This window comes from Paraburkholderia sp. SSBN10T, assembly GCF_056619545.1.
This window is the reverse complement of the sequence record NZ_JBWQQI010000007.1, coordinates 115,903-128,466: the sequence shown is the minus strand read 5'-3', so window position 1 is coordinate 128,466 and position 12,564 is coordinate 115,903. Positions and strand designations below refer to the sequence as shown.

The 12,564-nt window shown below is 63.0% G+C and carries 12 protein-coding genes; 8 read left to right on the top strand and 4 right to left on the bottom strand.

The annotated features are described in order from the left end of the window. Nucleotides 1–35 precede the first annotated feature (35 nt). The 8 genes from lepA (at nt 36) to nagZ (ending at nt 8,388) form a co-directional block, all read left to right on the top strand. Nucleotides 36–1,829 carry a translation elongation factor 4 gene (gene lepA / locus AC1ECK_RS13155; protein WP_480319677.1) on the top strand — a complete coding sequence of 598 codons (1,794 nt, stop codon included), beginning with the start codon at nt 36–38 and terminating at the stop codon, nt 1,827–1,829. 18 nt (nt 1,830–1,847) lie between these two features. Further along, nucleotides 1,848–2,741, top strand: coding sequence for a signal peptidase I (gene lepB, locus AC1ECK_RS13150; RefSeq protein ID WP_480319675.1), 894 nt, complete (start codon nt 1,848–1,850; stop codon nt 2,739–2,741). A 175-nt stretch (nt 2,742–2,916) separates the two neighbouring features. Continuing rightward, a complete protein-coding gene (rnc, locus tag AC1ECK_RS13145; RefSeq protein ID WP_480319673.1) occupies nt 2,917–4,080 on the top strand; it encodes a ribonuclease III in 1,164 nt (387 codons plus the stop codon). A 54-nt stretch (nt 4,081–4,134) separates the two neighbouring features. Beyond that, nucleotides 4,135–5,034: a GTPase Era gene (gene era / locus AC1ECK_RS13140; RefSeq protein ID WP_137953878.1), complete on the top strand. Its 900-nt coding sequence runs from the start codon at nt 4,135–4,137 to the stop codon at nt 5,032–5,034. Then, the gene (gene recO / locus AC1ECK_RS13135) at nt 5,021–5,983 is read left to right on the top strand and encodes a DNA repair protein RecO (protein WP_480319671.1); all 963 of its coding nucleotides are present in this window, start codon (nt 5,021–5,023) and stop codon (nt 5,981–5,983) included. Before era ends, recO begins: the two co-directional genes overlap by 14 nt. Beyond that, complete coding sequence (gene pdxJ / locus AC1ECK_RS13130; protein ID WP_480319669.1) at nt 5,980–6,744, top strand: pyridoxine 5'-phosphate synthase; 765 nt, start codon at nt 5,980–5,982, stop codon at nt 6,742–6,744. The genes recO and pdxJ overlap by 4 nt, the downstream gene beginning before the upstream one ends. 117 nt (nt 6,745–6,861) lie before the next feature. After that, a complete protein-coding gene (gene acpS / locus AC1ECK_RS13125; protein WP_480319667.1) occupies nt 6,862–7,302 on the top strand; it encodes a holo-ACP synthase in 441 nt (146 codons plus the stop codon). 57 nt (nt 7,303–7,359) lie between these two features. After that, on the top strand, nt 7,360–8,388 hold the full coding sequence (nagZ, locus tag AC1ECK_RS13120; protein WP_480319665.1) for a beta-N-acetylhexosaminidase: 1,029 nt from the start codon (nt 7,360–7,362) through the stop codon (nt 8,386–8,388). Nucleotides 8,389–8,398: 10 nt separating this feature from the next. Here the strand turns inward: nagZ and AC1ECK_RS13115 are convergent, their stop codons facing one another. From AC1ECK_RS13115 to earP, 4 genes are all read right to left on the bottom strand, one after another. Beyond that, a complete protein-coding gene (locus tag AC1ECK_RS13115) occupies nt 8,399–9,781 on the bottom strand; it encodes a sigma-54-dependent transcriptional regulator (RefSeq protein ID WP_480319663.1) in 1,383 nt (460 codons plus the stop codon). Nucleotides 9,782–9,895: 114 nt separating this feature from the next. Then, a complete protein-coding gene (locus AC1ECK_RS13110) occupies nt 9,896–10,099 on the bottom strand; it encodes a CsbD family protein (protein ID WP_480319661.1) in 204 nt (67 codons plus the stop codon). Between the two features lie 283 nt (nt 10,100–10,382). Continuing rightward, nucleotides 10,383–10,940: an elongation factor P gene (gene efp / locus AC1ECK_RS13105; RefSeq protein ID WP_090684360.1), complete on the bottom strand. Its 558-nt coding sequence runs from the start codon at nt 10,938–10,940 to the stop codon at nt 10,383–10,385. A 281-nt stretch (nt 10,941–11,221) separates the two neighbouring features. Beyond that, nucleotides 11,222–12,457, bottom strand: coding sequence for an elongation factor P maturation arginine rhamnosyltransferase EarP (earP, locus tag AC1ECK_RS13100; RefSeq protein ID WP_480319654.1), 1,236 nt, complete (start codon nt 12,455–12,457; stop codon nt 11,222–11,224). Nucleotides 12,458–12,564 lie beyond the last annotated feature (107 nt).

Sequence of the window (12,564 nt, the reverse complement as noted above, 5' to 3'; positions counted from 1 at the left end):
GTCCGAGCGCGCCTTTTTCGCTTGATCGGTACTGAATGGATCATATTCGTAATTTCTCGATCATTGCGCACATCGACCATGGCAAGTCGACGCTCGCCGATCGCATCATCCAGATTTGCGGCGGCCTGTCCGACCGCGAAATGGAAGCCCAGGTGCTCGACTCGATGGATCTCGAGCGCGAGCGCGGCATTACCATCAAGGCACAGACGGCTGCATTGTCCTATCGCGCCCGCGATGGGCAGATCTACAACCTCAACATGATCGACACGCCGGGGCACGTCGACTTCTCGTACGAAGTCAGCCGCTCGCTGTCGGCGTGCGAAGGCGCGCTGCTGGTGGTCGACGCGAGCCAGGGCGTCGAAGCCCAGACGGTGGCGAACTGCTACACGGCCATCGAACTCGGTGTCGAAGTGGTTCCGGTGCTCAACAAGATCGATTTGCCGGCGGCGAACCCGGAAAACGCGATTACCGAAATCGAAGACGTGATCGGCATCGACGCGACCGACGCGACGCATTGCAGCGCGAAAACGGGCCTCGGTGTGGAAGACGTCCTGGAAGCGCTGATCGCGAAGGTGCCGCCGCCCAAGGGCGATCCGCAAGCGCCGCTGCAGGCGTTGATTATCGATTCGTGGTTCGACAACTACGTCGGCGTGGTGATGCTGGTGCGTATCGTCAACGGCACGCTGCGTCCGAAGGACCGGATCCGGATGATGGCGACCGACGCGCAGTACCCGGTCGAACACATCGGCGTGTTCACGCCGAAGTCGAAGAATCTCGAGGTGCTGTCCGCCGGACAGGTGGGCTTCATCATCGCCGGCATCAAGGAGTTGGCCGCTGCGAAGGTCGGCGACACGGTCACGCTCGTGAACCGTCCGGCCAGCGAACCGCTGCCGGGCTTCAAGGAAGTGAAGCCGCAGGTGTTCGCCGGTCTCTATCCGGTCGAGGCGAACCAGTACGACGCGCTGCGTGACTCGCTGGAAAAGTTGAAGCTCAACGACGCCTCGCTGCATTACGAGCCGGAAGTCTCGCAGGCGCTTGGCTTCGGCTTCCGTTGCGGCTTCCTCGGTCTCCTGCATATGGAGATCGTGCAGGAGCGTCTCGAGCGCGAGTTCGACATGGACCTGATCACCACGGCGCCGACCGTGGTGTATGAGGTCCTGCAACGCGACGGCACGACCATCATGGTCGAGAACCCGGCAAAGATGCCTGATCCGTCGAGGATCGAAGAAGTGCGCGAGCCGATTGTCACCGTGAACCTGTACATGCCGCAAGACTATGTGGGCGCGGTGATCACGCTGTGCACGCAAAAGCGCGGTACGCAGATCAACATGCAGTACCACGGCCGCCAGGTGCAGCTCACCTATGAAATTCCGATGGGCGAAGTCGTGCTCGACTTCTTCGATCGTCTGAAGTCGATCTCCCGCGGTTATGCCTCGATGGACTACGAGTTCAAGGAATACCGGGCGGCGGACGTCGTCAAGGTCGATATGCTCATCAACGGCGACAAGGTCGATGCGCTCTCGGTGATCGTGCACCGCTCGCAGAGCCAGTACCGCGGCCGCGAAGTGGCGGCGAAGATGCGCGAACTGATTCCGCGCCAGATGTACGACGTGGCGGTTCAGGCGACCATCGGCTCGAATATTATCGCCCGCGAAAACATCAAGGCTTTGCGTAAGAATGTGCTGGCAAAATGCTACGGCGGCGACATTTCGCGTAAGAAAAAGCTGTTGGAAAAGCAGAAGGCAGGTAAGAAGCGAATGAAGCAGGTCGGGTCCGTCGAGATTCCGCAAGAGGCTTTCCTCGCGATTCTGCGTGTCGAAGACAAATAAGACGAAGAACGGAACTCTATGAATTTTGCGCTGATTCTTTTTGTGCTCGTGATCATTACGGGCGTCGCATGGGTCGCAGATAAACTGGTTTTCATGCCGCAAAGGCGGCGCGCGGCGGACGAGGCAGTAGCCGAGTTCGATCGCCAGCAGGCACGCGTCGGCGAGCGCTTTGCCGACGAAAACGCTCCGCAAACGCGGGCGCGTCTGCGTGATGACAAGCTGCGGCAACCGTGGTGGCTCGAGTACTCGGCGAGCTTTTTCCCGGTGATTCTGGTGGTGTTCGTGGTGCGCTCGTTCGTGGTCGAGCCGTTCAAGATTCCCTCGGGTTCGATGGTGCCGACGCTGCTGGTGGGCGACTTCATCCTCGTCAACAAATACGAATACGGCATTCGTCTGCCGATCACCAACACCAAGATTACCGAAGGCCGTCCGCTCGAGCGCGGCGACGTGGTGGTATTCCGTTACCCGAAAGACGAATCGGTCGACTACATCAAGCGCGTGATTGGCCTGCCGGGCGACGTAGTCGCTTATCAGGACAAGCAACTGACGATCAACGGCAAGCCTGTGCCGGAGACGCCGCTGCCTGACTACTTCGACGAAGAGCGCATCGGTTACGCGAAGCAGTTCGAAGAAGACATCGACGGCCGCAAGAATGCGATTCTGAACAATCCGGCGGTGCCACCGTTCATCGTCGGCGCGGAAGATTACCCGTATCGCGACAACTGTACGTACAACGCACGGGGTGTGATCTGCAAGGTGCCGCCCGGCAATTATTTCATGATGGGCGATAACCGCGATAACAGCGCCGATAGCCGTTACTGGGGCTTTGCGCCGGACAAGAATATCGTCGGCCGCGCGTTCTTTATCTGGATGAATTTCAGCAATCTGAAACGCATTGGGACGTTCAACTGATCGTCACAGCGTTCGCCGCACGCTGACCACACAACACGCCGCGCAGATGTCGCTCATCGAGCGCGGCGTGTTATCACGCTACTTTAAGAACGTGCGGTAAGGTCGCTTCACTACGCTTTTTCCGTTGGCCTCCCCGCGTTTTCGCCGGGGCAGGCGCCCGCGTTATACTCTGCACATGCCCCTATCTCCGTTGGAAAGCCGTTTGCGCTACGAATTTCGCAATGCGGAATTGTTGCGCCAGGCTTTAACTCACCGCAGTCACAGTGCCACGCATAACGAGCGGCTGGAATTTCTCGGCGACTCCGTTCTGAATTGCGCGGTGGCTGCGCTATTGTTCCAACGTTTCGGCAAGCTGGACGAGGGCGACCTGTCGCGCGTCCGCGCCAATCTGGTCAAACAGCAGTCGCTGTATGAAATTGCTCAGGCCCTGAATATTTCCGACGGTCTGCGGCTGGGCGAGGGCGAACTGCGCAGCGGCGGCTTCCGCCGCCCGTCGATCCTCGCTGACACGCTCGAAGCGATTCTGGGCGCTATCTTCCTGGACGGCGGCTTCGAAGCCGCCCAGACGGTCATCAAGCGGCTCTACGTGCCGATTCTGGATCATATCGATCCGCGCACCCTCGGCAAGGACTCGAAGACGCTGCTGCAGGAATATCTGCAGGGGCACAAGATCGCGTTGCCGACCTACACTGTCGTCGCGACTCATGGTGCGGCGCACAATCAGCAGTTTGAAGTCGAGTGCACGGTTCCGAAGCTGGAAGTGAAGGTGTCCGGCTCGGGCGCTAGCCGCCGCGCCGCCGAACAGGCTGCGGCCAAGAAGGCGCTTGACGAGGTGATGGCCGCGGCGCCCGCCGTGGTGGCCAAGCCGAAGCGCTCGAAGGGTGCGCGGGCGGCGAAAAACACGGAGCCGGAGATCGTTCCTGGCGTGACCGGCGTGCAGGCCGCGCTGGACCTGCGCGCGCCTGAGCGCAAGACCGAACGTCATGTGCGCGGCGAATCCAGGGCGGCCGCGACAGCCGAAGCCGTTGCCGAACGCGCGGCGCCTAGTGCAGCGCCGGCGTCTGCGCTCGCCGCCGCGCCGCTCGCGGTGATTCGTGCCGCCCACGTGGAATATAGCAACCCGGCTGGACCGGACAAAGCGGACAAAGAAAAGGCGGAACGGGCGGAGAAGACCGAGCGCGCCGACAAGCACGACAGATCCGACGCTCCTTCACGCAGCACCGAAAAACCCGCCGTAGCCCGCGCCCGCGAACTTGCGCCCGGCGTAGCGGCGCCTGCCGAACTCGAACCCGGCGTTGCCGACGCGGTACAAACGCGCGTCGCCGATGCGGGCCATTGATTGAATGGACGCGCGCCTTGTCGCGCGTCCACACGAACTTGCCGTAGCCTGAATATGAACGCTTCTACTCCCACTGGTTTTCGCTGCGGCATGGTCGCGATCGTCGGCCGCCCCAACGTCGGCAAGTCCACGCTGATGAATGCGCTGGTCGGCCAGAAAGTCAGTATCACGTCGCGCAAGGCGCAGACCACGCGCCACCGCATCACCGGCATTCACACGCTGGAAGACGCGCAGTACATCTTCGTCGACACGCCGGGCTTCCAGACCAAGCACAGTGGCGCGCTGAACCGCTCGCTCAACCGCGCGGTGACTTCGACGCTCACCTCGGTCGACGCGATCCTGTTCGTGATCGAAGCAGGCCGTTTCGGTCCGGACGACCAGAAGGTGCTCGACCTGATTCCGCCGTCGGTGCCGACGCTGCTGATCGCCAACAAGCTCGACCGCGTTTCGGATAAGGATTCGCTGTTTCCGTTCATGCAGCAGGTGAGCGCGCTGCGCCAGTTCAACGAGATCGTGCCGCTGTCCGCCAAGAATCCGGACGACATCAAACGCCTGATGGCGACCGTCAAGCCGTTCCTGCCGGAAGGCGCGCCGATCTACGGCGAAGACGACCTGACCGATCGCAGCGAGCGCTTCCTAGCCGCCGAAATCCTGCGCGAGAAAGTCTTCCGCTGGACTGGCGACGAACTGCCGTACACGAGCACCGTGCTGATCGACAAGTTCGAAACCGAAGGACGCCTGCGCCGCATTTTCGCCACCATCATGGTGGACCGCGACACGCACAAGGCGATGATCATCGGCCAGAAGGGCGCCAAGCTGAAGCAGATCAGCACCGAAGCGCGTCTCGACATGGAAAAGCTGTTCGACGGCCCGGTGTATCTGGAGACCTTTATCAAGGTGAAGAGTGGCTGGGCCGACAACGAAGCCGGACTCCGCGCGTATGGGTACGAATGACGCATGGATGACGCTGCAACCGGACGCTGAACCGGACGACGTCGAGCCGGACGCGCCGACGCGCGAGCCGTCGAAGGCCCGTGCATCGAAGAAGTCGAGTTCTCCCTCATCCGGGTCCTCCACCCGCAACGCCTCACGCCAATCTGCCGGCGAAGGTTCGGACACCTCGGCCACTTCAGCCGGCGCCGAACCGCGCAAGGCGCCGGCACGCCGGTCGCCGCGCAGCACCGGCTCCGAGTACAAGGTCACCGAGCAGCCGGCGTTCGTCCTGCATAGCTACCCGCATCGCGAAACCAGTCTGATCATCGACGTGCTGACGCGCGATCACGGGCGCCTCGCTCTCGTGGCAAAAGGCGCCAAGCGCCCGCATTCCGCCTTGCGCGGCGTGCTGCAGACCTTCCAGCCGCTCGCGCTGTCGTGGTCCGGAAAATCCGAAGTGCGAACGCTGACCGGCGCCGAATGGGTAGGCGGCATGTTGCCGCTGGCTGGCGACGCGTTGCTGTGCGGCTTCTACGTCAACGAATTGCTGGTCAAATTCTGCGGGCGCGAAGATCCGCATCCGCAACTATTCCAGCACTATGTGGTCACGCTCGCGCGCCTCGCGCACGACGAACCCGCCGTGCAGGTGCTGCGCTCGTTCGAGCGCGTGCTGCTGCGCGAAACCGGCTATGCCATGGCGCTCAGCCGCACGGTGGCGCGCAAGACGGTGGTGGCTGAGGGGCGCTACGTGTTCGATCCGGAGCGCGGCGTGCGCGAAGCCTCCGACGACCTGCCCGCGCAATGGCCGGTGATTGCCGGCCAGACCTTGCTCGATATGGAAGCGGACGATTACCATCGTGCGCAGACCGTGGCGCAAAGCAAGACGCTGATGCGCTTTTTGCTCAATACTTATCTTGGCGGCACGCCGCTCGCGACGCGCCAGATCCTGATCGACCTGCAGAACTTATGAGCTTCTTTCTTACGTCGCCGACTGTCATCGACCTGGGCGTGAATATCGATCACGTCGCTACGCTGCGCAATGCGCGCGGCACCTCCTACCCGGATCCGATCCGCGCGGCGCTCGACGCCGAAGCGGCCGGCGCCGATGCGATCACGCTGCACCTGCGCGAGGACCGCCGGCATATCGTCGACGCCGACGTGCGCAAGCTGCGTCCGTTGCTGAAGACGCGCATGAATCTCGAATGCGCGGTGACGCAGGAGATGCTCGACATCGCCTGTGAGGTGCAGCCGCATGATGTCTGCCTCGTGCCGGAAAAGCGTGCGGAGCTGACTACGGAAGGCGGGCTCGACGTGGCCGGCCAGTTCGAAGCCGTGCACGCCGCCTGCCAGCAACTGGCGCAAGCGAACTCGCGCGTCTCGCTCTTCATCGATCCGGACGAAACCCAGATCCGCGCTGCCCACGAAGCAGGTGCGCCGGTGATCGAACTGCATACCGGCCGTTATGCCGAAGCGCACGATCCGGCGGAGCAGCAGCGCGAATACGAGCGCGTCGTGCGCAGTGTCGAATTCGGCCGCTCGCTCGGCATCAAGGTCAATGCCGGTCATGGTCTGCACTACACCAACGTCCAGCAGATTGCGGCGATCGAGGGCATCGTCGAATTGAATATCGGCCACGCGATCGTCGCGCATGCGATTTTCGCCGGCTGGGACAACGCCGTGCGCGAGATGAAGGCGATCATGGTCGCCGCGCGTCTCGCGGCACGCGCTTGACGGCTTGCGGCGATAAGCGGCAGCACCCGGCAATACGCGTGCGCAACAATCCGCGGCAATCCGCAGCAATGCCCGGCAAAACACAACCGCACTGAGCGACGAGGATCCTTTCCACGCATGGCAATCTACGGCATCGGCACCGACATCGTTCAGGTGAGCCGCGTTGCGGCAGTGATGGAGCGCACCAACGGACGCTTCGCGGAGAAAGTGCTCGGCCCCGATGAACTGCGGGTCTATCACGCGCGCCACGCCCGCTCGGCGGTGCGCGGTCTCGCGTTTCTTGCCACCCGTTTTTCGGCGAAAGAGGCCTTCTCGAAAGCGATTGGCCTCGGCATGCACTGGCCGATGACCTGGCGCGCGTTGCAAACGCTCAACGAGGCGAGCGGCAAGCCGATGGTGGTCGCTTCCGGCGAACTCGCCGAGTGGCTCGACGCGCGCGGCATCACGGCCCGCGTGACGATTAGCGACGAGCACGACTATGCGGTTTCGTTCGTGATCGCGGAGACGGCGGACCCCGTTGCTTCGGCTGCGCCTGCTATCCCTTCTGTAACCCCCTGATTTATCCCGACGCGGCGTCGACAAGCCGCGCGTTCTTTCTTTTTCTTGCGGAATTCGATGAAAACCAATCCCGGACCGGTGATGCTCGACGTGGTCGGCAAGACGCTGACCGACGACGACAAGCGCCGTCTCGCGCATCCGATGACCGGTGGCGTGATCCTGTTTGCGCGCCACTACGAGAGCCGCGCCCAACTGGTCGCGCTGACCGATGCGATCCGCGCCGAGCGCGAGGATCTGCTGATCGCCGTCGATCACGAAGGCGGCCGCGTACAACGCTTTCGCACCGACGGCTTCACGCTGCTGCCGGCGATGGGCAAGCTGGGTGCGTTGTGGGATTCCGACGTGCTGCATGCGACCAAGCTCACCACGGCGGTGGGTTATATCCTCGCCGCCGAATTGCGGGCGTGCGGCGTCGACATGAGCTTCACACCGGTGCTCGACCTGAACTATGGCCAGTCGCAGGTGATCGGCGATCGCGCATTTCATCGCGATCCGCGTGTCGTCGCCATGCTGGCGAAGAGTCTGAATCACGGCCTCGCGCTGGCGGGCATGGCGAACTGCGGCAAGCATTTCCCAGGACACGGTTTTGCGCAGGCGGACTCGCACGTTGCGGTGCCGGTGGACGACCGTCCGCTCGAGGCGATTCTGCATGACGACGTGGCGCCGTATGACTGGCTCGGCTTGACGCTCGCCTCGGTGATTCCGGCGCACGTGATTTATCCGCAGGTCGATTCGAAGCCGGCGGGTTTTTCGCGCGTCTGGCTACAAGAGGTGTTGCGCGGCAAGCTGCGCTTCACGGGCGCGATCTTCAGCGACGACCTCTCGATGGAAGCCGCGCGCCAAGGCGGCACGCTCACCGAAGCCGCCAACGCGGCCTTGCAGGCAGGATGCGACATGGTGCTGATCTGCAATCAGCCCGCGGAAGCGGAGAAGGTGCTCGACGCGCTGCGCTTCACGCCGTCGCCGGAATCGCAGGCGCGCATCAAGCGGATGCGCCCGCGCGGCAAGGCGCTCAAGTGGAGCAAGCTGATCGCCGAGCCGGAATATCTGCAGGCCCAGGCCCTGTTGCGCAGCGCCTTTGCCTGAGTGCAGCCGCTCAGTTCAGACGCATCCGCTGCAACTTGTTGTAGAGCGTCTTCGGGCTGATGCCCAGCAACGACGCGGCGCGGTGCCGCGTCCCGCCGACCGCATCGAGCGTCGCGCGGATCAGCATTTCCTCCACATCCGCGAGCGGTGTGCCGACGGTGACCTGCACCCGGCTGCCATTCAGATCGCGTACGCCTGCTGAACCGGTTTCGTCGGCGCGCAGCGTTTCGAGCACGTCGCCCGATGCCTGATAGGCCCGCTTGACGCGGTCCTGCAGTTCGCGCACGTTGCCGGGCCATTCATACGCGAGACATTCGCGCAGGAAATTCGGCCCGATCTGCTTGGTCATATCGGCTACGCCGCGAGCGCTGGCCTCCCGATTCAACTCGTCGACCATGGCTTGCGCGAAGAGCGCGGCATCGTCACCGCGCTCGCGCAGCGGCGGCAGGGTGACCGCCGCCGCTTCGAGGCGCAGCGCGAGATCTTCATGCAGGCTGCCGTCCGCCACCGCCGTGCGTGGCGACTTGCGGGTCGAGGCGATCAGCCGGAAATCGGTGACCACCTGATGGGTGCCGCCGACGCGCATGAAGGTCTGGGAATCGAGCGCTCGTAACAGCGCCTCCTGCTGGGGGCGCGGCAGTTCAGCGATCTCGTCGATAAACAGCGTGCCGCCGCTCGCCTGTTCGAACAGACCTTGTTCGCGCTGCTCGGCGCCCGCGAAGGCGCCGCGCTCGTGGCCGAACAGCATGCTATCGAGCGAGCGTTGCGCTGCGAGGTTCGCCGCCGTGCGGCAATCGAACGTGACGAAGGGGCCTTTGCGGCGCCGGCTCATCTCATGCAACGTGCGAGCGGTGACCTCCTTGCCGGTGCCGGCTTCGCCGGCGATCAGCACGGCCGCTTCGGTTGGCGCGGTGTGTTCGATCATGTCGTACACATGCTGGATTGCACCGCTCCTGCCGAGCATGGGGCCGAACCGGCCGAGCTGGCGCAACGTAGCGCGCAGCGTCTGGACTTCTTCGGTCAGCTCGTAGGGGCGCGGAATACGCGCGAGCAGGCTGCGCAGGCGTGGGATGTTGACGGGCTTGAGCAGGTAATCCCAGATGCCGTGGCGCAGGCCTTCGATCGCGCTTTCGACCGTGGCGTTGCCGGTCATCACGATCACGGGTAGTGCGCCGCCCGGCGGTTGGGCGGGCAGATGCTGAAGCAGGTCGAGTCCGCTGCCGTCGGGCAGGTTCAGGTCGACCAGCACGACGTCGGGGATGAAGCGCGTCAGCGCAGCCCGCGCCTCGGCGAGCGTGGTCGCGGTGTCGACGGAAAAGCCGTCGGCGGCGAGGATCGCGGACAGGCCAGACAGGCTATTGGGATCATCTTCGACAATCAGGGCATGTGGCATGGCTAGCGCTATTTTCCAGGTTGAAGGAGCCCCGGCGCCGGGGCCGGTTGACGGCGACAGACAGGGGTGCGATGACCGGCCGCTATGCTCCGCGCAATACAGCGCGGCGCGCGGTCAGTCGCGGTTCGTATCGAAGAAACGGCGCACTTCATGCACTGCTTCTTCACGAGTTTTACCGTAGCGTTCCTGAATCAGCCCGGCGAGTCTGTCGGCGCGGCCTTCGGCCTTCGTCAACTCGTCGTCTGTCAGTTTGCCCCACGCGGTTTTTGCCTTGCCGATGATTTGCTTCCACTTGCCTTCCGCAATGTCATTATTCATGGCGCATCTCCGAAGTCAGAAAGAAGATCAAGCCGCAACAGCTTGTGCTTCTTGAAGCAGGGAGCGTGCCATTAGTAAGTACTTAAGCTTATCAATGGTTTATGGCGCGTGGTGGGTCTCGCTTTGCACGTTGATTAGCAAAATCGAAAACCCTACCGGTAAAGTTTTCCTCAACCATACACGGTCATCGAAAAAAGAAAAAGCGCCCAAAAGGGCGCTTTTTAATCTGGCCGCCTTTCCCGCGATGCCGCGGGATGGGGCCGGGCAGCTTCGGCGCTTGTTTTTAAGCGCGGCTGCGGTATTCGTGGGTACGGGTGTCGATTTCGATCTTGTCGCCGATGTTGCAGAAGAGCGGCACTTGCAGTTCGAAACCGGTGTTCAGCTTGGCGTTCTTCAGCACCTTGCCCGACGACGTGTCGCCCTTGACAGCCGGTTCCGTATAGATGATTTCGCGGACCAGCGTGGTGGGCAGTTCGACCGAGATAGCCTTCTCGTTGTAGAACACGACTTCGCAAGCCATGCCGTCTTCGAGGTAGTGCAGGGCGTCGCCCATCATTTCGGCTTCGACTTCGAACTGGTTGTAGTCGGCGTCCATGAACACGTACATCGGGTCAGCGAAGTACGAGTAGGTCACTTCCTTGCGGTCCAACAGAACGACGTCGAACTTGTCGTCGGCCTTGTACACCGTTTCCATGCCTGCGCCGGTCAGCAGATTCTTGAACTTCATCTTGACGACGGCGGAGTTACGGCCCGATTTGTTGTATTCGGCCTTTTGCACGACCATCGCGTCGCTGCCGATCATCACGACGTTGCCGGTGCGGAGTTCCTGTGCGGTCTTCATAAAACTGTCCTGTACGAAATAAGTAGCTTCAACTGTGCTCAACGGCATACGGCGCAAGCGGGCTCGGCGCTTATCACACCTCGGCGCCTGGGTGCCCGCAGCCCGTTACCTTCCGATGACTCTGCGTTTTACCCGGAGCGGGCGCGTACACGAGTGGCGCCGATGCGCGAAGACGATTCGCTTTGACTGAAGGAAGGTGCACAGTGAAGTGGGACACCGTTCGTGCGAGGTTCGCCGCCGCCATCGTGCCGCGCTTGCGTCGTCGGCCGTTGGATAACCGCTTATTTTAACTGACTTTTTGCAAATTCGGCCAGATTTCCGGCGAGGTCGCCGAGCGCCGCCAGTTCCTGGGCCCATGTGGCCGCGCGCTGCTCGAAAGCCGCGCGGTGGCGCTGGAAATCTGCCCAGTCCGGCTGGCCGGCGCCGTTCCAGGCGTGCCAGAAGCGCGCCAGCGCCGTGCGCGCGGCGGCCGGCAGGGGGCCGGCGTAGTGGGCGAGGGCGGCATCCAGCTTGGGCAGATGGGCGTCATCGGCTTGCGGATAGATATGCCAGACAAATGGACGCGCCGCCCACTGGGCGCGCACGAACGAGTCTTCGCCGCGCACGAAGTTGAGGTGGCTCGCCCACAGCAGCGCGTCGTACCCGGGCTGGTCGGTGAAGGCGAGCGCGTGGGCGCGCAGGCTGCCGCGCTCGGCGTGCGTACCGGCCACAAACGACGGCAGACCGAAAAAGTGCGCGATCGCGCCTGAAATACGGCCTTCCGGCACCAGCAATTCGATGGGCGCCGGACTGTCGCGCCACTGTTCGAGCAGGCTGTCGAGGGCGGGATTTTCGTAGGCAAACAGCGAAATTACCGTGGCGTTCGGGCCGGGCGCGGGCAGGCCGGTGACATGCCGCCACCATGCCTCGCGCGTTGGCGGCGATGCCTCGAAGGCTGCGCGCGCGGCGTCCAGATGGTGTTCCTTGAGCACGCCGCCGGTGCCGGTGCCGAGTCCCGGGAAAAAGAACGTCTTGGTCAGCGGATAGCGCGGGTGTGGCGATTGGCGCAGATGGAAGTCCGCCACCCAGTCTTCGGCGCTCAGGTATTCCAGGTTCAGCCAGACCGGCGCGCGCTCGCGGCGCGCCATTGCGGCCACGTAGACATGCGGCAGTTCGCAGCCGAACGCCTCGATGACCACGTCGGCCACTTCCAGCATGTCGCCCGCGTGGGTAGGTTCGCGCCAGTGCTCGATGACGATGCCGCTCACCGCCTGGCGGCTGCGCTCGACCTCCAGCGCGGGGCAGAGCTTTTTGAACGCATGCAGATCGTCGACGAAAATGCGCACTTGCCAGCCGTGTTCGCTGGTCAATTGGCGCGCGAGGCGCCAGCACACGCCGATATCGCCGAAATTGTCGATCACGGCGCAAAAGAGGTCGCAGGCGATGGCGTTGCCTACCGGCGTCCGGGCGAGCGTGGCGACTGACTGGCTGGCTTGCGAGGGACGGCCGGATGGTGCGGGAGGGCGCGCGGAGGACATGGTGGCCGGCATCCGGGTCTCGGACACGTGCGGAATGTTCTAAACTGGCGATTCTAAAGCACTTACCCCACTCTCCGCGTGAATCCTGGCGCGGTGCTCAGCCCGAT

Excerpts from the sequence above, each read along its gene's own strand:
- recO (WP_480319671.1), top strand. The coding sequence starts at position 5,021 with ATGGGTACGAATGACGCATGGATGACGCTGCAACCGGACGCTGAACCG.
- lepB (WP_480319675.1), top strand. The coding sequence starts at position 1,848 with ATGAATTTTGCGCTGATTCTTTTTGTGCTCGTGATCATTACGGGCGTC.
- era (WP_137953878.1), top strand. The coding sequence starts at position 4,135 with ATGAACGCTTCTACTCCCACTGGTTTTCGCTGCGGCATGGTCGCGATC.
- acpS (WP_480319667.1), top strand. The coding sequence starts at position 6,862 with ATGGCAATCTACGGCATCGGCACCGACATCGTTCAGGTGAGCCGCGTT.
- pdxJ (WP_480319669.1), top strand. The coding sequence starts at position 5,980 with ATGAGCTTCTTTCTTACGTCGCCGACTGTCATCGACCTGGGCGTGAAT.
- rnc (WP_480319673.1), top strand. The coding sequence starts at position 2,917 with ATGCCCCTATCTCCGTTGGAAAGCCGTTTGCGCTACGAATTTCGCAAT.
- nagZ (WP_480319665.1), top strand. The coding sequence starts at position 7,360 with ATGAAAACCAATCCCGGACCGGTGATGCTCGACGTGGTCGGCAAGACG.
- earP (WP_480319654.1), bottom strand. The coding sequence starts at position 12,457 with ATGTCCTCCGCGCGCCCTCCCGCACCATCCGGCCGTCCCTCGCAAGCC.
- efp (WP_090684360.1), bottom strand. The coding sequence starts at position 10,940 with ATGAAGACCGCACAGGAACTCCGCACCGGCAACGTCGTGATGATCGGC.
- AC1ECK_RS13115 (WP_480319663.1), bottom strand. The coding sequence starts at position 9,781 with ATGCCACATGCCCTGATTGTCGAAGATGATCCCAATAGCCTGTCTGGC.
- lepA (WP_480319677.1), top strand. The coding sequence starts at position 36 with ATGGATCATATTCGTAATTTCTCGATCATTGCGCACATCGACCATGGC.
- AC1ECK_RS13110 (WP_480319661.1), bottom strand. The coding sequence starts at position 10,099 with ATGAATAATGACATTGCGGAAGGCAAGTGGAAGCAAATCATCGGCAAG.